This window comes from Desulfotignum phosphitoxidans DSM 13687, from assembly GCF_000350545.1.
GTDB lineage: Bacteria > Desulfobacterota > Desulfobacteria > Desulfobacterales > Desulfobacteraceae > Desulfotignum > Desulfotignum phosphitoxidans.
In genome coordinates this window covers 26800-48033 of sequence record NZ_APJX01000018.1, presented here as the reverse complement: position 1 = coordinate 48033, position 21234 = coordinate 26800, and the positions used below count along the sequence as shown (strand labels likewise).

At 53.4% G+C, this 21234-nt stretch carries 13 protein-coding genes, 1 pseudogene and 1 other annotated feature; of the genes and pseudogenes, 6 read left to right on the top strand and 8 right to left on the bottom strand.

Annotation, left to right across the window (positions count from 1 at the left end; all coding sequences use genetic code 11):
* Positions 1–205: hypothetical protein (locus DPO_RS26330; RefSeq protein ID WP_040012275.1), on the top strand; the 205-nt coding region annotated here is incomplete at its 5' end.
* A 646-nt stretch (positions 206–851) separates the two neighbouring features.
* Positions 852–1031, top strand: a sequence feature (23S ribosomal RNA rRNA prediction is too short).
* 107 nt (positions 1032–1138) lie between these two features.
* Here the strand turns inward: DPO_RS26330 and DPO_RS26810 are convergent.
* Positions 1139–1858, bottom strand: a pseudogene (locus tag DPO_RS26810) (MurR/RpiR family transcriptional regulator); the annotation flags it as partial.
* 232 nt (positions 1859–2090) lie between these two features.
* On the opposite strand from DPO_RS26810, the gene DPO_RS22800 reads away from it, so the two are divergent.
* Positions 2091–3551 carry a trimethylamine methyltransferase family protein gene (locus DPO_RS22800; protein WP_006968746.1) on the top strand — a complete coding sequence of 487 codons (1461 nt, stop codon included), beginning with the start codon at positions 2091–2093 and terminating at the stop codon, positions 3549–3551.
* Between the two features lie 84 nt (positions 3552–3635).
* Positions 3636–8204 (top strand): SIS domain-containing protein, encoded by a 4569-nt coding sequence (locus DPO_RS22795; RefSeq protein ID WP_006968745.1) that lies wholly within the window; start codon positions 3636–3638, stop codon positions 8202–8204.
* Between the two features lie 71 nt (positions 8205–8275).
* Here DPO_RS22795 and DPO_RS22790 read toward each other — a convergent pair whose 3' ends face one another.
* The 4 genes from DPO_RS22790 to DPO_RS22775 form a co-directional block, all read right to left on the bottom strand.
* Positions 8276–9775, bottom strand: coding sequence for a trimethylamine methyltransferase family protein (locus DPO_RS22790; protein ID WP_083912137.1), 1500 nt, complete (start codon positions 9773–9775; stop codon positions 8276–8278).
* Between the two features lie 3 nt (positions 9776–9778).
* Positions 9779–10540, bottom strand: coding sequence for a class I SAM-dependent DNA methyltransferase (locus DPO_RS22785; RefSeq protein ID WP_006968743.1), 762 nt, complete (start codon positions 10538–10540; stop codon positions 9779–9781).
* Positions 10541–10774: 234 nt separating this feature from the next.
* Entirely contained in the window at positions 10775–11287 is a 513-nt protein-coding gene (locus tag DPO_RS22780; RefSeq protein WP_006968742.1) for a MarR family winged helix-turn-helix transcriptional regulator, read from the bottom strand.
* Between the two features lie 2 nt (positions 11288–11289).
* On the bottom strand, positions 11290–11856 hold the full coding sequence (locus DPO_RS22775; RefSeq protein WP_006968741.1) for a flavodoxin family protein: 567 nt from the start codon (positions 11854–11856) through the stop codon (positions 11290–11292).
* Between the two features lie 289 nt (positions 11857–12145).
* On the opposite strand from DPO_RS22775, the gene DPO_RS22770 reads away from it, so the two are divergent.
* Positions 12146–12910 (top strand): biotin--[acetyl-CoA-carboxylase] ligase, encoded by a 765-nt coding sequence (locus DPO_RS22770; RefSeq protein WP_083912136.1) that lies wholly within the window; start codon positions 12146–12148, stop codon positions 12908–12910.
* A gap of 22 nt (positions 12911–12932) precedes the next feature.
* Positions 12933–16619 (top strand): pyruvate carboxylase, encoded by a 3687-nt coding sequence (locus DPO_RS22765; protein ID WP_006968739.1) that lies wholly within the window; start codon positions 12933–12935, stop codon positions 16617–16619.
* Between the two features lie 4 nt (positions 16620–16623).
* Here the strand turns inward: DPO_RS22765 and DPO_RS22760 are convergent, their stop codons facing one another.
* Together DPO_RS22760 and DPO_RS22755 are read right to left on the bottom strand one after the other, a co-directional pair.
* Positions 16624–18513: a sensor histidine kinase gene (locus tag DPO_RS22760; RefSeq protein ID WP_006968738.1), complete on the bottom strand. Its 1890-nt coding sequence runs from the start codon at positions 18511–18513 to the stop codon at positions 16624–16626.
* Positions 18514–18553: 40 nt separating this feature from the next.
* Positions 18554–19630, bottom strand: a complete 1077-nt coding sequence (locus DPO_RS22755) for a DNA-methyltransferase (RefSeq protein WP_024336642.1) — start codon at positions 19628–19630, stop codon at positions 18554–18556.
* Positions 19631–19789: 159 nt separating this feature from the next.
* Here DPO_RS22755 and DPO_RS22750 point away from each other — a divergent pair, with 159 nt between their 5' ends.
* Positions 19790–20056 (top strand): DksA/TraR family C4-type zinc finger protein, encoded by a 267-nt coding sequence (locus DPO_RS22750; protein WP_006968736.1) that lies wholly within the window; start codon positions 19790–19792, stop codon positions 20054–20056.
* On the opposite strand, the gene DPO_RS22745 is transcribed toward DPO_RS22750, so the two are convergent.
* Positions 20019–21224: an MFS transporter gene (locus tag DPO_RS22745; RefSeq protein WP_006968735.1), complete on the bottom strand. Its 1206-nt coding sequence runs from the start codon at positions 21222–21224 to the stop codon at positions 20019–20021. The genes DPO_RS22750 and DPO_RS22745 overlap by 38 nt on opposite strands.
* Positions 21225–21234: the final 10 nt, after the last annotated feature.

The window sequence follows — 21234 nt, the reverse complement described above, 5'->3', positions numbered from 1 at the left end:
ATCACATCGGAATAAAAAACTGGCCGTTAAAATAATCCGACAATTGATTGATCCTGATGCCAATTTGCCGCAGAAAGTAGAAGAGACTTATCTGGAGATGATGCAAAGACTGACAGGCCAGGATCTGTTATGCTGCCCCAATTGTAAAAAGGGGAGAATGACGATTATCAAGGAACTGCCGAATCAGCTTCTCGATTCTACATGACTCAATCTGAAATTGATGTTAAAGATGAAATCGCTGCACAGACGATATCGGACCCGTATGTCAAAAGGAGATTTTTGTCAGAAATACTGAAAAAAAGACCTGGTAAGGAACTCAATATGGTCTTGAGAGATCATATTTTTTTACTGTTGAAATGAATACCCGGACAACAACCTATCCAAAGGAAAGCCATACAATCCCCATAGCCGCTTCGGCACATATCTGACATTCAGTTCTTACATTTTATCGATTTGTTGCAAACAGCTAATCAGACTGTTTTAATTTTGTGGGCAACAATCGATAAAACGCTCTTCTAAAAGTCCGGGTTCATTTCATGAGGTCTATACAGTGAAAGACCTGGACCGTGGAAGTGAAAATGATGGACTATGCTTTTCTGTGCCGGCAGCAAAATTTGGCGATGCAGTCTCTATTGGCAGATGGCTCAGGTACAGATTCGCAGGTGAATATGTCGGGCATGTTAGATTGTTCATTTTCAGTGAATTCCTTTGTCTGTGCGAGATACCGGTATGTATCATTTGAGGAGTGTCGGAAATGCAAAATTTTGCATTTCTGATACTTTTGGTTTGTAATAGTACTGAAATGGCCACCAATCGCGGATATGCGGGCAACCATATTTTATGACAGTACCGATAATTTTCCCGTTAAGGATCATTATCCATGACGGGGCGGTTTGGCACCTCGATGTCGGCTCATCACATCCTGGGGCTGGAACAGGTCCCAGGGGTTCGGGTGTTCGTTGATTAAAGGGGTACGTGAGCCGGCTTTTTTTGTTCAGTTGAACCAGATATCGTTTTCCAGATACGCCTGATCCAGTTTTTCCTGATGCTGTTTAAGGGCCTCTCCCATATCCGATGCCAGGGTGTGGAGCAGGTAATGGATCAGGCTGATCATGGACACGGGAGTGCCCAGAAACGGGATGCTTTTCTGGGGGGTGATCAGGACATGGTCACTGAACTGGACCAGGGGGCAGGAGGCACTGTCTGTGATCAGAATCTGGCGAAAACCCTGGCGCCGGGGAATTTTGCCCAGGCGAACCAGTTCGTTGGGGTACCGGGAGGTGGCAATGATCACCACCACGGATTCCCGCGGCGCGAAAATCAGCTGGTCCATGGAAGTTCGGTCACTGCCGTTGAGGATGCAGACACCGGGCCGGAGCTTTGACAGGGTCCAGCCCATGTAGTGGGCTGAGGAATAGGACAGCCGGGACCCCATGACATATACGGCCGGCCCGGATTTCAAAGCGTCTCTGACCGCTTGTACCACGGCCGGATCGATATTTTTGTGCATGGCCCGGATGCTGCGGATATCCTGGTTGATAAGCCGGTCCAGTTCCGCATCTTCGCTGCCGGCCACCAGATGGCTCATTTTTCCCCGTTCCACCAGGGTCAGTTCCCGGTCAATGAGATCCCGCAGCGTGTTGATGAAAATAGCGTAGTTTGTAAATCCCAGCTGCCGCACAAACCGGACCACGGTGGCTTCACTGGTGTTCACGGCCGCAGCCAGCTGCCGGGTGGTCATGAACACGGCCTTGTCCGGGCTTAAGAGAACAAAATCCGCCAGGCGCTTGCCCTTGGCCGTCAGGGTGTCATATTTTTCATGAATGGTGGCTTGCAGAGAGCCGGGTTTATGGGTCATGGATTTTCCATTGGTTAAAGGTTCATTGCCATTTATCTGGTTTCGTGCTGGATTTCACGTTTAATCCAAAAATTTTGTAACAAAAGCATTCAAATTTTACAAGAACAATAAAAAAAGATGGTTTTTGTTACACTTTTATTGACACCCGTGCCCTGCCGTGACATAACGAAAAACAGGAAGTGTGTAACTGTCAAAAAACAAAAGCAACGGTATAAAACGGGAGGAGAAAACGATGAATTTAATGGGATTACAGGGCGGGCAATACCAGCCATTGTCCGAAAAACAGATTGAAACCATCCACCATGCCGCATTGACCATTTTGGAAAAAACCGGGATTACCTATGAATCCGGCCTGGATGACACGGTGGCAATGCTGGAGCAAAACGGGGCATCTGTGGACCGGGACAAAAAACGGATCCGGTTTCCAAAGGATCTTGTCACCACCTGGGTGGAAAAAGCCTCGGAAAAAGTGGTGCTCTGCGGTCAGAATCCGGAATATGACCTGAACCTGACCGAAGACCGGGTGCACTTGGGCACGGGCGGGGCCGCCATCAAGATCCTGGATCCGGACACGGGTGAGGTCCGGGCCACCACCCTGGATGACCTGTACAAGGTGTCCCGGCTGGTGGACCAGCTCAAGCATATCCATTTTCTGGTCCGGCCGTGCATTCCCACGGACATTGACGAAAAAGACTATGATATCAATATGTTTTACGCCTGCCTGTCTGCATCCGGCAAACATGTCATGTCCGGGGTGAACAATGAGCAAGGGCTTCATCAGGTCATGGAGATGGCGGCCATGATCGCGGGGAGCAAAGAAAAACTGGCACAACGGCCCCTCATTTCCGTGATCACTTCGTTTGCCATCAGTCCGCTCAAGCTGTGCACCCAGTCCACCAAAATCATGCAGGAAGCCGTGCGGCACAAAATCCCTGTGGCCCTGTCTTCCGCCCCCATGGCCGGGTCCACCTCGCCGCTGACCATGGCCGGTACCCTGGCCCAGCTGCATGCCGAAGAACTGGCCGGTATTACCCTCTGCCAGATGACCAGTCCCGGAGCACCGTTGCTTTACGGCGGGATTCCGGGCATGGCCAATCTGGCCACCATGGGGTATTGCGGCGGGGCCGTGGAATGCGGCATGATGAACGCGGCCATCCACCAGATGTCCCGGCATATCAAGGTGCCCAACTACAACTCTTCGGGTCTGTCCGATGCCAAAGTGCCCGATGCCCAGGCCGGGTATGAAAAAGCCCTGACCTCGGTGCTGGCATCCATGGGCGGCTCCAACTACATCCATCACAGTGCCGGCATGCTGGAATCCATGCTCACCATTGCCCATGAGCAGTTTGTCATCGATGACGAGATCATCGGCAACTGCTGCAAAGTATTGAACGGCATTGACGTGGATGAAGAACATCTGGCCCTGGAAGTCATAGACAGTATCGGCCCGGCCGGCAATTTCATGACCGCGCCCCACACCATGTCCCATATGCGCAAAGAATATTTCTACGGCAACGGCGTGACGGACCGGAAAAACCGGGATCGATGGAAAAAGGAAGGTGCCATGGATGCCCGCCAGCGGGCCCTGGGCATTGCCAGAAAACTGCTGGCCAACAAAACCGCCTACATTCCGGATGATATCGATGCAGCTATCCGGAAAAAATTCAATGTTCTGGTACCCAAACAGAACTGATGGGTTGATGAAATATGCAAAGGCGTGTAAAAGTCCGGTAAATCAGATGGGCAGCTTGGGTAATCATTCCGGAGGAAAGCGAATATGTGCGGTATTGTGGTCTATTACGGCAATGCCCAGAACCGGTTGACCCGTATTTTGACCGGGATGTGGGCCATTATCTACCGGGCGCCGGACAGCACGGGCATCGGACTGGTCGGCAGTGACCTGGAACCTTTGAAAATACGGCGGGCTCTGGGGTCGGTGGAAAACCTGATCGACCGGCTTATGCTGGATCCCGTGTTTGAGGAAACCGATCTGCAGGCCGGGGCATTCATGGCAGATGATATGGACAGCCAGGCCGGCTACATCGCCCGGTTCCAGAAACGGCTGCTGGCCCATGAAGGGTTTTCTTTCCATGAAGCCGCATCGTTTCCCACCTGGTCTCAGATGACAAACTTGCAGAATCCGGTCCAGGTGATGCCGGGCACCTGTGGAGACCCCCGGATCAGAAAAATCTTTGCCGTTGATTCCCCCAAGGCGCTCAAAGCGGCGATGGACTATCTGATCCAAACGTATGACCTGCCCGTGGCCGTGGTGGAAAAACTGATCCGAAACGAACTGGCCGTTCAGGTGGATGCTGCGGAAAAATCAGGTGCTCTGGCTGTAGATCCGGCTGATCTGTTTCATGAATTTCAGATTATCTTTAACCGGTATGCCTATGATGAGGCACCGGTCCGTCCCCGGCGGGTGGTCAGCAAACAGGGACAGAAAAATCCTTTTGCCAGAAAATATGTCTGGCATTTTCTTCGCAAAGTCCGGATCACTCTGCCTGCCGACTATACAACAGACGGCATTGCCCATCTATTCAGATACCTGGATGCCTGGGTTCTCAACGGCCTGACACCGGAGGCGGCAGAAAATATTCAATTGATTTTTGAAACCTTCTGGAAGGCCCAGACGGATCGTCCCGTGCGGCACTGGCAGATTCTTTACCGGATCGAGCGCACCTGCAATGTTTATGGCCTGGCTGTCACGGCCGTTCTGGCCCATTACCAGACAAAGATCTACATGCACCGGGCCCAGGCAGCCCCGGCCGGTGCATATCTGCCTGCGGGCCATGTCCCCGGCCCGACCCATCCGCTGCTGCTTTTGTCCATGGTTCAGCCGGTGATCGGCCAGGGCCGCTGGGCCCTTCAGTCGGCCATTTCCGTGCGCAACGCCCACCCCTTCATGGACCGTCAGAAGGTTCGTGCTGTGGTGCTCAACGGGCAGTTTGATTCAGACGTGGAGTCCCGGATCCACCAGTATGTCACCCGGGTGGCAAATATCGGGCTGCGTACGGAAAATTCCACGGAATTGTTTGCCATGCTCTGGGGGCATTATTTTGAAACGGCCTGGCATGAAAATCAGCGGTACAGGACCATTGAAGACCAGCATCGACTGGGACTGGAGGAATTGTCCATCTGCAGTCAGTCCATCGATTATACCATTTTCAAGACCCTGAGCAACAAAACCATCCATGACATCGATGAAATGGCGTTCATCAAAGCCGTGCAGGCCATGACCCAGTCCGGCGGGCAGTTTGCCGTATCCGGCATCAGCCGGGTGTCACCGGACCGGCTGTTTGTGGCGGCCCACCATCGGCCCGTGTATATTGTCAAGCGCCGGGACACATCCGATTTCATGGTGGTATCGGATATCAACGCCGCTTTGGGACTGTTTCCCCAGACCCTGATCCGATCCACCCGGGTGAAGCTGTTCAAGCTGATGAAAACATATTCAAAAAAATCCATGATCGTGGAATCCGATTTTTCAAGTATTGATTCCCGGCCGGAAAATGTCTGGTTCAGACAAGCCAAAAAAGAACTGCTCAAACCGTTTCTGGTGGATGTCTATGTGCTGGACCAGCCTGAAATTTTTGCCCGGATTCAGACAACCGCCGGTAAAGATGCGGTAATACGGCATCTGCAGATTCAAGATTTTTCCGGCAGGATCCGGTCCGACATCCGGCCCGAACAAACCTGGATTACGCCGGTATCGTTTCAAAAAGATTTCGGCAAAACGTTTTATGAAGAGCACCTGGACGAAATTCCCGGCCTGATGGGGGATATTGTGAACCGATACGCAGATACTAAACAATGTCTGCCCCGGTTCGATATCCGGCAGCGCCTGCTGGAAAGACGCTTCGGCAGCGGTCTGACAAATTTGAACCGGATCATTCTGGTGGGCACGGGATTCAGCTATATGGTGGCGGAAATCGCTGAAAAAACCATGGAGCCGTTTTTCCCCACAGTCAATCTGCTGGTGGCCGCTCCCCAGGATTTCGCTGATGTCAGAACTGCCATCAACCCGGACAGGGACCTGGTCGTCATGGTTTCCTGGTCCGGTACCACCTCGGATATGATCGATTTTGCCGGGGTGTTGCTCAAGCACCATATTCTCATGGTGGGCATCACGGAAAAACCGTTTTCAGACATGGCCCTGGTGGTGAGGAAAAGTGCCGGTGTCATCCCGGTATACAGCGGTGAAGAGGTGACCGTGGCCCCCTTGAAAAGTGCGCTGTGCATGCTGCTGACCCTGGATCTGTTTTGTCTGTCCATCTGCCTTGCCACGCCCGGCACCCGGGATGTCGTGGGTGAACGGGTCAAAGAGATCCTTCCGGTTCCGGCCCACCTGGACGATCTTTTTAAAAATCCGGATGTGACCCGTTTCTGCAAAGAGATTGCCGCTGCTTCCGGAAACTCGGTGCTGCACTATGTTGTGGATGCCTACCACGATGTGGGGGCTGCGAGAATCGGCGCATTGAACCTGGAACTTAATGCCTGGACCTCTTTGGGAAATGCCGTGGATTATTCGGAACAGGAGCTGTTTTTAAACTTTCCTGTGGCTGAAGACGAGTTCGTTCTGGTACTGGCCACCAGCCGTCACCGCCTGGATGAGGCGGTCCGGTTCATGGCGGCCCTGCATGAAACCGGCCGGACATTTTTTGCCATCACCTACCTGAACCGGGAACTGGAAGAGATTCAGCGGTTTGCCCAGCAGGTGATCCTGGTGCCCAAGCTGCCGGATCATTTTCAACCTTTTGTGGATCTGTCGGTTCTGTTTCTGCTGGGATTTTATTTTGGCCAGACCCATGGCAGACGGGCCAATGAAATGCCCCGGAACATGGCCAAATCCGTGACCGCCGGCCGGACCCGGAACGGCAAAGACCGGTCCTATTCAGATATTCTGGATGATATGGATCAAAAACAGGACAATCTGGGTTTTGGGATGTATCCGGTGGTACCCCGGTCCGGGTCCCTGTGCTGGCTGACGCTGGCATCAGATCCCGTTGAAAAAAGGTTTTATCAGGATCTGCTGGCACTCGGACGTATTCTGAATGAACCCGACGCATTTTCAGGGATGTTCTCTTTGCCTGAAGACCGGCCTGAAAACAAGGTGCTGGCCGGGCTGGCAGACCTGATTTTCACAAACCTGGCCGAAGACGGGGTATTGATTTTTGTTCCCATGGACAAGCAGGCGGAAGCCGGATGCATGAATCTGGCCAGATTGTGGGAACCGTTTCTGGGAATTCCCGTTCAGGTGGAATTTGCCGAAAAACTCAGAGGGGTCACGTTGGGAGACAGTCTGATGGTGGTGGTGGCGTCTCAGACACCGGCCGCGGAGAGGGTGTCTGCCGTGTTTGCCCGTCCGCATAAAAACATGGTATGGATCGGCCCGGAAAACACCGTGATCTCCGAAAAAAAAGATCAGAAAGTGCTTTTACAGGCATTTTATTTAAAACACCCGGATCTGTTTTGCCGGTATGAGCAGACCTATGTGGCGTTATCCCTGTTTTTTGCAAAAATCATGTCATATAAGTTCCCCGGCCGTGCCACCCGGTTTATTTCACATTTCAAGACGCTGTTGCCGGTTATTCAGACCCTGCTGGCGGACAGCGCCCTGCATCGCAGCATTCAGCAAACCCTTCATGAAAATCTGAGCTACAAGAAGCAATTGTTTCTAACGGGGATGCGGGGTAACTGCATTGCCTGGAAAATTGCATTTGCCGCAGCCCGATCCTGGGGCGTGGAAAGCGATCCTTTCGGGGTTTCCGCGTATTCCCATCTGGTTTTGGTGGATTGTCAGGTGCAGGAAAAATATCGAAAACTGGCACCCCGGGACCCCATGGTTAAAATTCATGGGGAAAAACAGGTTCGGGTATGGGAAACAAGGTATCTGGGCGGGGCATCTGTGGATGCGTTTTTATCCCGGACACCCATGCTGTTTTCGCCGGAAGCGGTCCTGCCGTTTTATGTGGATGATCAGTGGTATCTGCCCGTACTCAGACCGGAGTATGACACAGACAACGATTGTCTGATCATCATTGACGCCACCAGTGAGATGGGCTTTGATGCGGCGTTGGATGAACTGGCCACATTTGGTTCCCGTTATGCAAGAATGGTGGTCATCACCCAGCAGGGATTTGCCAAAGATGCCCGCCTGGCCAATTTAAAGAAATACCCGTTGAGCCACATCGTCATGGTGCCCGGCCCATTGGATAAACATGGTGAGCCGGGCATCATATCCGATTATCTGCTGCCCGTGGTCATCAGTCTGATGGGAGCGGCCATGAAATTTTTCAATCCCGCCGAAGCAGGACCTGAAAAACAGCGCAGACCGGATGGATAAAACAGGTCGTATCCATCCGGTCTGTGCTGTGTCGCGTATAAAATAAATGAACGGCTTGAAACCAATAACCGCTACAGGGCGGCCAGTGCTTCTTCGGCCACTGGTGTTTTCTTGACCTCGTGGGAGGCCAGCAGTGCTTTTGCCTTTTCATTGGACCGGGAGAACAGATCGGTTTTCCCGTCTTTTTCCCAGGAGTCAAACCGGGACCGGTTCATGAGTTCGGGCATAAGATGGGCCGTCCGAAAATTGGCAAAGGTGTGGGGATCGCTTAAAAATATCGCATTGTCCGGACCATTTGCCACCCGGTCGATCACATCCAGGGCCAGGGTCTGCTCGTTCACGGGGATCCCTTCGGCAAAAAATTTGGCCATGGCCACCAGTTCATCGGACAGGGTCAGCATTTCCAGGCTGGAGGTGTGTCCGGATTCGATATATCCCACATCGTGGATCACGTTGCACCGGGAGAGCAGGGATGTGATAATGGACAGCATGCCTTCGGCCCCGGCCTGGGCATCGATCACTTTGGAATCCGTGGATCCGGCAAAGGACCAGATGGGAATCTGGTAGAGTTCATCTCTCATGTCGGCGAATGCCGACTGGGTCAGGCTCCATTCCGTGCATCCATAAGAGACAACCGTGTGTTTCATGTCCAGCACGGACACATTGGGGGCGAACAGAAACGGGGCGCCCGGATTGGTGAGCTGATGGATCACCAGACCCACCAGATTTTCCGCAATGCCCTGGGCCATGGCCCCGGCCAGGGTCACCGGTCCCCCGCCACCGGCATTGCAACCTGAAGGCAGGCAGATGGGGATCTCTTTTTCCGCACAGAATACCAGTTTTTCCATGACGTTTTCAGGATAAAGCAGCGGGCTGATGGCTTCGGAATAGTTGAACAGAAACGGTTTTTTGCGCAGGATTTCTTCACCGCCCACCACGGCACAGGCAATGTCGTGAATCTGCCGGATATCTGTGCCGCTGTCTGCGATAAAACAGATGGGTTTATTGCTGTTACGCACCATTTCTTCAAACACCCGCACATAGATTTCCTCGATTTCCACATCTTCCGGGTTTCCCATGGACATGGAAAAATCCATGTTGGGCAGCGCATCCACCAGCCGGGCGAAGTTGCCCGTATCGGCGAGCACGGGGCGCCGCCTTTCACCGGTTTCCAGGTCTATGGTAAAAATCGTGTCAGACCCGGTGCCGAAGAAAAAGTTTTCCCCTTCCAGGGGCATGGCCAGGTTGCCGGTCTGATCATATATATCGAATTTTTTAGGGGCGGACATGACGGCGTTGTCCACCAGCGCTTCGGGCATGATCACCCGGTTGTCCTTGTCCAGAGTACAGCCATGATCCAGAAGCATCTCCAGAACCCCGTCATGTTCCATGCGGAATCCCGTGGTGGCCAGTATTTTCAAGGCCGCATCATGAATAGCCATGGCCTGTTTTTTATTAAAGACTTTCAACCGGGGTTGAAACGTGGTCACATCTTGTAACATAAAGGTTTTCTCCCTTTTTTTTTGGGTTTTAGGACGGTATTCAGTACGATCTGGTTGCTGATGATCGATCTGCTATTGATATTGCGCAATGAAGGTATCGGAAACAGGTTCCTGTTTCCTTCCCACCACCGCATAATAGTTCAACGGGGTGCCGTCCAGGCACAGCCGATGCTGATATCTTTCTTTTTCAACAATTTCCATGATATCGGAGGCCACCATTTCATCGATGAGTTTTGAAAAACCGGACGGGTGATTGTCCTGAAGAAATTCATCTTTGATGTTAAAGGCGATCCACCCGTCTTCGGAAATCAGGTTATATGCACTGGCAAACGCTTCCGGTGGAATGTCGTCAAACCCCAAGGCCGCCACGATGGACATGCAGTTGGGATCTTTTTCAAGGATTTTTTGTTCCACTTTTTCAGGCAGATCCGTGAGGTCTTCAATAAAATACTCATCATAAATGCCGGGGCGATCCCGTAATGTGGCCTCGACCGCCTCTTCAATAATATCCACACCAATGATGGTGTTAAAACCGATTTTTGCCAGTTCTTCTCCCACCATGCCGTTGCCGGCTCCGACATCCAGGGCCACCCGGTCTTGTGAATTAGAAGCATTGCCGTTCATGGCTTTTTCCAAAAGCCCGCACACGACCTGGGGTGACTGGCAGGCCAGTGTGTCGTAGAACAGGTTTTCATACAGACCGGGTATTTTATAAATTTCCCCGTAATCATGGGTGAGCAGTTCTCGGGTTTCCCCTTTGTAGGTGACGATAATTTTTTCTTTTCCCTGATCGGCTTTATCGACTTGCGGTAAAACAAATGAAAAATCTTTCATCTTTTTTCTCCCGTCGTTAAGATTATGTTAATAAATTCCGACCGAATGGGTTGGGCCGGGCATGAAACCGCTCCTGCAGCCGGGTATACCGGCAGAACACCGGGTGCTGTAAGGTTGCGAAGGTTTCATTTTGGTATTTACGCAGTAAAATATTTTCTGTTCAAAATATACAAACAAATAAATACCATTGATGAAAGGGCATTGTCAAGTCAATGGGGGTAAAAATATTTTCGGTCAGATGTTTCCGTTGGGAACGGACATGTCATCATCTGCTTCAATGAGATGTAACGGCGGAGTCGGTGAGGGGGAGGCCGGATCGGTCTGGGCCAGCATATCTACTAACAGTTCAAGCCCCCACATGAGCAGGGATACATCCTGGGAATTCATTTTTTCCAGTTTTTCCATAAACCGGTGATGGATGGGGGTCGGCGCATTTTCGAGAAAATTTCTGCCGGCCTGGGTGATTTCCACATGCACCTGGCGCCGGTCCTTGCTGATTCTTACCCGGTGGACCAGGTTCCGGCGCTCCAGACGGTCGATGATGCCCGTGACCGTGGAATTGTTGATGAAAACGATCTGGGTCAACGCGCCGATGGCAATGGGTCCGTGATCCGCAATTTCATTGAGGCAGATCAGCTGGGGCAGCGTGATTTTGTATTTTTCCTGCAGCTGTTTGGAATGCCTCGACATTTCCTGAATAATCTGGCGCAGCCGCATCATGATCTGCATACTGGTTTTGTTTTCCATGGTCACACACTGATCTGCCGGGCAAAGTCCAGGGCCTTGTTTTTAATGGCCGGGGTCATCGCCGAAGGTGTGGTGCAGTTACCGATAAACCATTCACCGGCATAATGGGTTTTGTGGGGTTTCTGCATCCGTTTGAACGCGGTGAAGGCCCCTTCCGCATTGTTGTCCCATCCGCCGGCACCCGTCATTAAAACAGCCTGACGGCGTCCTTCCAGCAACGAGGCGTGGTCGGTTTCATGGTACCGAGTATACAGGCTGTAGGTCCGGTCTATGACCGCTTTGAGCTGGGCGCTCGCTCCCCAGAAATACAAGGGAGACGCGTAGAGGATCAGATCCGCAGCCACCATTTGCGCCAGAATTTCCGGGACATCGTCTTGCTGGACACATCCCGGGGCATCAAGTACCTGTTTGCACTGGTTGCAGCCCATACACCCGTTCAAATGTCTGCCGTGAAGATACACCCGGGTGACATCATGGCCCATGCCCGTGAGGGCATCTTCCACCCACCCTAAAGCGGTGGCGGTATTTCCTTTTTTCCGGGCACTGCCCAGCAAGGTTAAAATGTTCATTTGGTTTCTCCTGTTAGCGGTCGATTCGGTTATTTTACGGAAACAATTGAAATTGTCAATTAAATTTACCAGAGACCCCCATCGGAAGGAAAAAATTATCAAAGTTGAAATGAAAAAGCACCCTGTTTTTTTTATTGACATGAAACAGGATTTGGACTGAAAATCAGGAATGTGATATATATAATATTTTCCACGCATTGAGTCAGACAAAAAGGAACGGTCATTGGGAAAAGACCATCAGAAGAAAAAATGATATGGTGACGGTTTTTTGTACCGCCCTGACAGGTCAATGATGGATTTGGGTATCCCCGGTCTGATGCCGGCCCATTGCTGCGGCTGTTCAGGATTTGTCGTTCCGGTATGTGAGTCAACCATGAATCTGGCATGGCACCTGCACAACCGGAACCGGTTTCCCGAATATGCCTGGATTCTGGCCCATGCCCAGACCCGGGCCAGGGGACGGCAGGGCCGGGTCTGGGTGTCCGAACCCGGCAGCCTGGCCGTCACCCTGCGGCTGCCGGATACGGCTGAAAACTTAGGCCCGCTGCTGTCCATGGCCACGGCCCTGCCCCTGATCCGGGCACTGGCAGACATCGATATTCCGGCCTGCATCAAATGGCCCAATGATATCCTGGTCAATGACCGCAAGGCCGGGGGAATATTGATTGAAGAAAAACAGGGTGTTTTCATGGCCGGGATCGGTATGAATATCCGGAACGCCCCTGAAAACAGTGTGATGGAGAATTTTTTTCATCTTCCGGCTGGATGTTTGAACATTTCTGATGTAAACTTATCCCTTTTTGACATATGGCGGTGTTTTCTGAAAAACATTTTGGATCGGTTCTCTGCGTTGACAGCAGACCCGGCCGCCGTCGTTCGGGAAGTGAATACCGCTCTGGCATGGAAAAATGAACCGGTCGTGCTGGAACATACCAAAATTTTTGATGGTCCCGCCATTGTTCTGGGGGTGGATGACCAGGGGCGCCTTGAGGTCAGAACAAATAAAGGCATTGTTCACATCCGTTCGGGAACCGTTACCCCCAGGGTGACATGATTGATGTATCAAGGAGCATGATATGGAAGCAAAAACATTTGAACAGGTGGTCAGGGAGATCAAGGGAAAAAAAATCCTGGTAGCCAACCGAGGCATCACAGCCCGGCGGATTATCCGTTCCATCCGCGAAGAACTCATGGCGGTTCCGGTTCTCACCGTGACCGATGTGGACAAAACCGCCCCCTTTACCTCCGGTGCCCAGGAACTGATGCTTTTAGGGGAAAATCCCCGGGCATACCTGGATATCGACCATATTTTGAAACTGGCCAAAGAACAGGATGTGGTGGCCGTGCATCCGGGATGGGGATTTGCTTCCGAAGATGCCGGTTTTCCGAAAAAATGCGCGGAAAAAGGGATCTTGTTCATCGGTCCGCCCACGGAACCCATGACCCTTCTGGGCAACAAGGTAAAGGTCAGAGAACTGGCCCGGAAATTGGATGTGCCTGTGGTTCCGGGTTCTCTGGACGCCGTGGAGGTGGCCGAAGCCCGGGAGATCGCCCTGGAGATGGGACTGCCGGTCATGCTCAAGGCCGAGGGTGGCGGCGGGGGCCGGGGCATCTATGAAATCTATGACATGGACCAGCTGGAAACCGCGTTTTCCAAGGCTGCGGTCCTGGCCCAGGCCTCTTTCGGCAATCCCAGAATTTATGTGGAAAAACTGCTCACCTCGGTGCGGCACATTGAAATTCAAGTTATTGCGGACCAGCACGGCAATGTATTTGCTTTTGACGAACGGGACTGCACGGTCCAGCGGAATCACCAGAAACTGGTGGAGATCACCCCGTCCCCCTGGCCGAAGATGACCGAAGAACTGCGGCAACGGCTTAAAGATTATGCCAAAGCCCTGGTGGCGGCCGTGGGCTATTATTCCCTTGCCACGGTGGAGTTCCTGGTGGATGAACACCAGAATCCGTATCTCATCGAGGTGAACACCCGGCTCCAGGTGGAGCACGGGATCACGGAATGCCGGTACGGCATCGACCTGGTGGAGGAACAAATTGCCGTGGCATTCGGGTCCACTTTGCGGTTCACGCAAGAAAAAACCCGGCCCGTGGCCCATGCCCTTCAGGTGCGCATCAACTGCGAAGACCCCAGAAACGATTTTGCCCCCAATGCCGGCCATATTGTGCGGTATATCTCGCCGGGAGGCCCCGGGGTCCGGCTGGATTCCTGTATTGCCGGCGGGTATGAATTTCCCTCCAACTATGACTCGGCCGCCTCGTTGCTCATTGCCCATGGTGATTCATGGGAAAAGACCCTGGCCGTGATGAACCGGGCGTTAAAGGAATATGTGATCGGCGGGCTGAAAACCACCATCCCGTTTCACCTGAAAATTATTGCGAATCCCGTGTTCAGATCCGGTGAGTATGACACCCGGTTTGTGGAGAAAACCCCGGGACTGATGCGGTATCAGGACAGCGAATCCGAAGCGTTGCGCCTGTCACGGCTGATCGCGGATATTTCTGCCATGGGATACAATCCCCATGTCCAGCTGTCCGACTACCGGGGTGTGTCTGACAAGCGGGTGGGAGCGTTCAACCCGGTGCTGCCGGCCCTGCCCCCGCTTCCGGCGTCCGGGCCTTATCCCCGGGGCGATCGTCAGGCTTTGATCGATTATGTCCGGGATTCCGGGATCGTTCATTTTTCAGACACCACGGCCCGGGATATCACCCAGTCCAACTCCGGAAACCGGTTCCGCCTGGCCGAAGACAAACTCATGGGGCCGTATCTGGACCGGTGCGGATTTTTCTCCCTGGAAAACGGGGGCGGGGCCCATTTTCATGTGGCCATGATGGCCAACATGACCTATCCGTTCAATGAAGCCAGAATGTGGGACCAGTTCGCGCCCCTGACGCCCAAGCAGATTCTGGTGCGATCCACCAATCTGCTGGGGTACAAACCCCAGCCAGGGAATCTGATGCAGTTCACCAGTGAATTCATCTGCGAGCACCATGACATTGTGCGGTGTTTTGATTTCCTTAATCATATCGATAATATGCGGCCCCTGGCCGAGGTGGTGATGAACTCCCGGGGCAATGTGTGGCAGCCGGCCGTGTCTTTGTCCTGGGCCAAAGGGTTTGATGTGAATCATTACATGGGGGTGGTGGCGGAAATTATCCGGCAGGCCGCGGATGTGGCCGGCGTATCCGCCCAAAAAGCCTGTTCCCTGTTTATTCTGGGTCTCAAGGACATGGCCGGGGTGTGCCCGCCCCGGTTCATTACCGCGTTGGTGACAGCGATCCGCAAACAGTATCCGGATCTGGTGCTTCATTATCACCGCCACTGCACGGACGGATTGTTTGTCCCGGCCGTGGGGGCCGCGGCCAAAGCCGGTGCCCATATCGTGGACACGGCCATCGGTGCGGCCGTGCGCTGGTACGGCCAGGGCGAGGTCTTGTCCACGGCTGCCTACATGGAAGAAGAGCTGGGGCTGAAAATCCGTCTGAACAAGGATATGATCCGTCACAGCAATTTTGTGCTCAAACAGATCATGCCCTGGTATGACCGGTACACGGCGCCTTTTTTCCAGGGCATCGATCATGACGTGATTCACCACGGCATGCCCGGCGGGGCCACCTCCTCTTCCCAGGAAGGGGCCATGAAACAGGGATACATCCATCTGCTGCCCCAGATGCTTAAATTTCTGGCCGGCACCCGGCAGATCATCAAATATCACGATGTCACACCCGGCTCCCAGATTACCTGGAACACCGCATTTCTGGCCGTGACCAGTGCGTATCAGCGGGGGGGTGAAGAAGAAGTCGATCATCTGCTGTGGATACTGGATGCCGTGATTTCCACGCCGGAAGATGAGATGGATGATACGTTGAAAGAAGAGCGGCAGGTGCTGTATAAAGACAGCAACGATGCCTTTAAAAACCTGCTGCTGGGGAAATTCGGGCGCCTGCCCCTGGGATTTCCCCCGGACTGGGTGTATGAAAGTGCGTTTGGAAAAAACAGTGCCAAGGCATTGTCTGACCGAACGGAATCCTCTCCCCTGGACGGGCTGCCATCCATAGATATTGAATCGGAAAAACAGGCCCTGGAAAAACAGATCAACCGCATCGCCACACCCGAAGAGCTGGTCATGTATCTCAACCACCCCGGAGACGCCTTGAAAACCATCCTGTTCCGTCAGGAATTCGGCAATCCCAACCGGGTGCCCCTGGATGTCTGGTTTGAAGGCCTGGTGCCGGGCCGGGAACTGTTTTTCACCGATACGGAAGGCAAACCCCATGCCATGAAAATTCTGGGCATTGAGTCCCCGGATGACAAAGGCATGGCTGTGGTGCGGTACACCCTGGATGCCGAGGTGTTCATCCACACGGTCAAGGTAGCGGATGCCGCGGGACCCGGGGCCGATACCATGCAGATGGCCGACCCGAACAACCCGTACCATGCGGCGGCCCCGTCCAACGGAGATCTGTGGATCATGTATGTCAAACCCGGGGATGTGGTCAAGGCCGGGGAAGAGCTGTTCAACATCACCATCATGAAACAGGAAAAAGCCGTGGTGTCCCCGGTGGAAGGCATTGTTGAAAGTGTTCTTAAAACCGCGGATTACAAATTCGACAAAAAAATGGTGCCTGTGAAAAAAGGAGAACTGCTGGTAAAGCTGGGGCCGGTGCCCCGAAAATGTGCGGCCTGTGATACACCCGTGGCGGACAAAGCGTACAAATTCTGCCCCCAGTGCGGTAAAAAAATCTGAAACGCTAAAATATCAGCGTAACCGTGGTGGCTCCGGAATTCAGACAGTCATCCGGCGTTGTGCAAAACCGGCAGCGCCGGATGTCACCGGGACAGGTGTCCGTGTCGGCCGGAATGAACCGGCACCGGGTAGCGTCAATGTCCAGGGTAAAATTATACCGTTCTGAAAACAGTTTGATGCGCAGCAGATCAAACCCCCGGCCCCCGGCATTGAATTCAAAAGGCTGCTTGGTGGTGTATTCGGATGAATCCGGCGGGGTAAAATAGTTTTCAAAAATCAGGCGCAGTTTTTCCGGGGTAAACCCGATGCCGTAATCCTGGATGACCAGGGTGGGACGGTTGTTTTTGGAGAACACTTGAATTTGGATTTTTCCACCGTCCGGTGTGTATTCCACGGCATTTCGGACCAGGCCCGTGACAATAATATCCAGGATCTCTTCAGGCATGTGCACAAGGTGCGTTTTTTCCAGACCGGTTTCCAGCGTGAGACGGCGAAAAGCAAAATCCGGAGCCAGGCGCTCTAAGTGCCGGGCCATGTATTGATCCAGATGAATGGTCTGCCGGGTCAGGCGATGGGGTCCGAAAATTTTCTCCACGGCCTGGCGCACCCCGGTCATCATGTCCGCGTTTCCGGTCCGGGTCTCGTCTTGGGCCTGGATCTCGGTGAGCAGGGCCAGTTCATCCACGCAGGCATCAATGAGCCGGGTGAGGATATGAAAGGCAGTGAACTGTTTTTTCTTGAGCAGGTCTTCCACTTCAAACTGAATATTCAGGATTCGCCGCAGGTTCCGCCGGGCCCGGCCGATGATGGTTTCGATTTTCTTGTCCCGGATTCCTTTGGCCGCCAATTTTTTTTCTAAGAGTTTCATGGCGGCATCCACCACGGATACCGGGGTCTTGAGCTCATGGGCCAGATGATTGATCACCTTGTCTTTGGCCTGATTGAGGATTTTCAGATCTGTGTAGGACTGCTCCAGCTCTTCATGGATCCGGGTGTTTTCAATGGGCAGGGCCACGGTGCTGGCCACCATCATCAGCTGATCCGTGTCCGTGTCGTCGAACTGGCCCTGAAGTTTGTTCACCACCGATACCACACCGATGACCCGGTCCTTGAGCTTGATGGGCACGGACAGCATGTTTTGGGCCACCAGATCAGTTTCCTCGTCCACCCGGCGCAGGTAAAAATCACATTGGGAGATATCCGGGATCAGCAGGGGTTTGCCGGTCTTAAAGACATGGCCGGACACTCCCTGGTCCGCCGGAAACCGGAGTTTCTTGAATTTGTTGCCGGATGCCGCATCCTTGAACCGGGCGGAGAAAAAATACAGCTCATCGGTTTTTCTGTCCGCCAGCAGGATGAACGCCCCTTCCACGTTCACCAGCTTCTGGATTTCCGCCGTGATGATGGTCACCAGGTCCCCGAGCTTGTGATAGGTGTGCAGGGCATTGGAGATGTCAAACATGATCCGGTTGGTTTTGGCCATGCGTTTTTCAAAGGTAATATCCCGTAAAATCAAAACCTGGCCCATGGGGGTGTCATCTTCATCGTACAGAATGGCCCCGTTGATCAGAATGTCCAGCAGCCGGCCGTCCCGGGTGTACCGCTGGGTTTCAAAATCCATGACCGTGCGGTTTTCATACAGCTGCTTCATGCCCTGTCTGGCCTGTTCCAGCAGGTGATCCGGGACAAAAGGGATGTTTTTTCCCCGGATCTCTGTCAATTTCCATCCAAACACCCGCTCAAAGGCCGGGTTGACATATTCAACGGTATTGTTCAAGGTAAAGGCAAACACGGGATCCGGCAGGAACCGGAGCAGGGTGTCCAGGCGTTTCTGGGCCAGCCGGGTTTCCTTGTACATCTGCCGGACCGATTTTTCCGATGCCGGTGATACCATTTTTCTTGCCCCTTTGTCCGGTTATGTTCCAGTCATTGTGTCAGTTGTCAAAAAGGTTGTATTTGAATGGCATTGGGGCCATATCGTGGGTGACCTGAAACCGGGTTTCATCCGCTTGAATCAGATCGGCAGGCACATGCAGGCGTAACCATCGCTCCTGGTTGGTAACCACGGGGAATCCATAGGGTTCATTGATATATTTCAACGGCTTGTCCGCTGCCAAGCGTTGTTCCACAAAGGTCTGGTGCTGAATCAGCCGCCTGGCTGCGGCCTGATCCGTGGGCAGCATCACACCCCGGACCGTTTTGTGAACCGCGGGGATCAGGTTTTTGTCCGCTTCATACCCCACACTGCACCGGCCCGCGGCCATGGCAGCGGCCATGGTGGTCCCCGTACCCATGAACGGGTCCAGCACCGGGTCGGTCAGGAGAGAAAACATGTTGATCAGGCGGTATGCCAGCTCAAAGGGAAAGGCGGCGCTGCGTTTTCTTTCCCGGGCATCGGCCAGGGTCTGGGTCGTGCCTTTGAGGTCAAACCATACATCGGAAAACCAGTGGTTTCGCTCTTCCCAGAAAATCGCGCTTTCTCTGCGCCGCTGTTTGTCTTCTGCGGTTTTGAATTCCCGCCTGCCGTTTTTTCGTAAAATCAGGATATATTCATGTTCCAGGGTGACATAAGCCCCGGCCGGGAGCATGCCCGATCCCATGAACTTGTTGGGGGCATTGGTCTGCTTGCGCCAGATGATGCAGGGCAGGCTGGTGAATCCAATCTGTGTGGCGGCGGACAGGATTCTTGCATGGTTGGTGTACAGGGCGAAATGGTCGTCAATGGTCCGGGTGGCATCTCCGATATTGATACAGGCAAATCCGCCGGGCTTAAGCACCCGGAAGCTTTCCTGCCACACCGGGTCCAGGAGCCGGTGCATGGCTTCGAACGCGGCCGGGCCGTCCCGTCTGGACAGACATTTTTTGACACTGGAATCCAATTTTTGAAACAGATTATCCCACATCTCGATCATGGGATAAGGCGGGGAGGTTACCATCAGATCGATACTGTTGTCTGCCAGTTGTGTCATGCGGCGGGCATCTGCGAAATGTATGGAATGGACTGTTTTCATAAGATTTTCTACCATGTTCCCGTGGGAATGTAAATCAATAAACTTGCAGCCCTTGTTTACTGTGCCCATGATATGGCCGGATCTGCTTGCAAATGGGTGAGGGGGTGATTATATTGACTCAAGCCAATTGGTGAAAATCGACAGAAACAGGAGTAAGGCATGGCAGTCGGATGGGCAAGAGACGGGGCGGTTCAGGAACAGATCGATGCCAGTGTGGCGGATGCGGTCAAACAGGCCAGAGATCGGCTGGGCCGTGGTGAAAGCAGAACCCATTGCGACGTGTGCGAAGAGAAGATCCCCGAGGCCCGGAGAAAGGCCCTTCCCGGAGTCAGACTGTGTGTCCATTGTCAATCGGAAATGGAGAAAAACGACTCCGGGGTCCGTTTGTTCAACCGCCGGGGCAGCAAGGACAGTCAGCTGAAATAGGGGTAATCCGGTCATTGATCCGTTTGGTCTGGTACCGGATCAGAACCGCCGTGACCGCCAGCAGCAGCGCCAGCCCGCCCAGGGCCGGGGTGAAATCATGGAACCTGTCAAACATAAACCCGGCCAGGATCGGAGACAATGCCGCCGGGATATTGGCGGTGAACAGCCAGCCGTAAACCCGGGAAACATGCTCAGATCCCCAGCTTCTGGCCGCACTGGACACATAAATCACCAGAACCCCGCCATAATTGAATCCCGTGAACAGGGCAAACGCCCAGAACCCGGGAACCGATGCGGCCAGAAGCGGGGTTGCTGCCAGCACAAGTGCCTGGCAGATCAGGTTGGCCTGGATGGCGGACGCAGCCGAAATCCGGTCAAAAATCATCCCCCAGATTACCCGGCCGGCGGCATTGGCCAGGGCAAACAACGACACGGCTGTGATACCGATCTGGGCCGTATCGCCGGTATTGTGAAAAATTTCCTTGAGGTTGGCGTTCACGGCAAATCCCGCAGCCAGTCCCATGAACATGGCCAGATACAGTAATTTGAAATTGGCATGCCCCAGCACCTGCCCCGGCCGGAGCATTGACCGGGACCTGGGTTTTGTTTCAGATGCGGGAAACCGCATCACACTGCCGGCCACCCCCACCAGACATAAAAACAGGATGCCGAACACAAAAAATGTCTGAAACGGGGTATACCCCAGACGGGTGATCAGAAAACCGCCGGCCTGGCTCACCAGCGCGGCCCCGCCTCCGAATCCGGCCACGGCAATGCCGGTGACAAGGCCTTTGGATTTCGGAAACCACCGGATACACACGGCAATGGGCACGATATAGGCCATGCCGGCGCCAATGCCGGCCAGACCGCCGATTCCCAGAATGGTGAAAAAAAAGTGATGACTGCCCAGTCCGGCCAGGATCCAGCCGCCGCCGAACAGCAATCCCCCGGCCATGGCGCTGATGCGGGGACCGATTCTCGGCAGCCATCCGCCGGCAAGCATCATGGTGAAAGGAAAAACAAAATAAAACACGGTAAACGGCCCCTGAACCGGCCCCTGGGCCAGGCCGGTGATATCTCTGAGGGGCTGGACATAAACGCTCCAGGAATAGGTGGCGCCCAGGCACATCTGCATGATCACAGCAGAAACAAGGATCAGATATCTCATAAAAGAGGGC

Coding starts and splice junctions, on each gene's coding strand:
- DPO_RS22795 (WP_006968745.1), top strand. CDS start 3,636: ATGTGCGGTATTGTGGTCTATTACGGCAATGCCCAGAACCGGTTGACC.
- DPO_RS22760 (WP_006968738.1), bottom strand. CDS start 18,513: ATGGTATCACCGGCATCGGAAAAATCGGTCCGGCAGATGTACAAGGAA.
- DPO_RS22800 (WP_006968746.1), top strand. CDS start 2,091: ATGAATTTAATGGGATTACAGGGCGGGCAATACCAGCCATTGTCCGAA.
- DPO_RS22765 (WP_006968739.1), top strand. CDS start 12,933: ATGGAAGCAAAAACATTTGAACAGGTGGTCAGGGAGATCAAGGGAAAA.
- DPO_RS22745 (WP_006968735.1), bottom strand. CDS start 21,224: ATGAGATATCTGATCCTTGTTTCTGCTGTGATCATGCAGATGTGCCTG.
- DPO_RS22780 (WP_006968742.1), bottom strand. CDS start 11,287: ATGGAAAACAAAACCAGTATGCAGATCATGATGCGGCTGCGCCAGATT.
- DPO_RS22755 (WP_024336642.1), bottom strand. CDS start 19,630: ATGAAAACAGTCCATTCCATACATTTCGCAGATGCCCGCCGCATGACA.
- DPO_RS22775 (WP_006968741.1), bottom strand. CDS start 11,856: ATGAACATTTTAACCTTGCTGGGCAGTGCCCGGAAAAAAGGAAATACC.
- DPO_RS22750 (WP_006968736.1), top strand. CDS start 19,790: ATGGCAGTCGGATGGGCAAGAGACGGGGCGGTTCAGGAACAGATCGAT.
- DPO_RS22770 (WP_083912136.1), top strand. CDS start 12,146: ATGATGGATTTGGGTATCCCCGGTCTGATGCCGGCCCATTGCTGCGGC.
- DPO_RS22785 (WP_006968743.1), bottom strand. CDS start 10,540: ATGAAAGATTTTTCATTTGTTTTACCGCAAGTCGATAAAGCCGATCAG.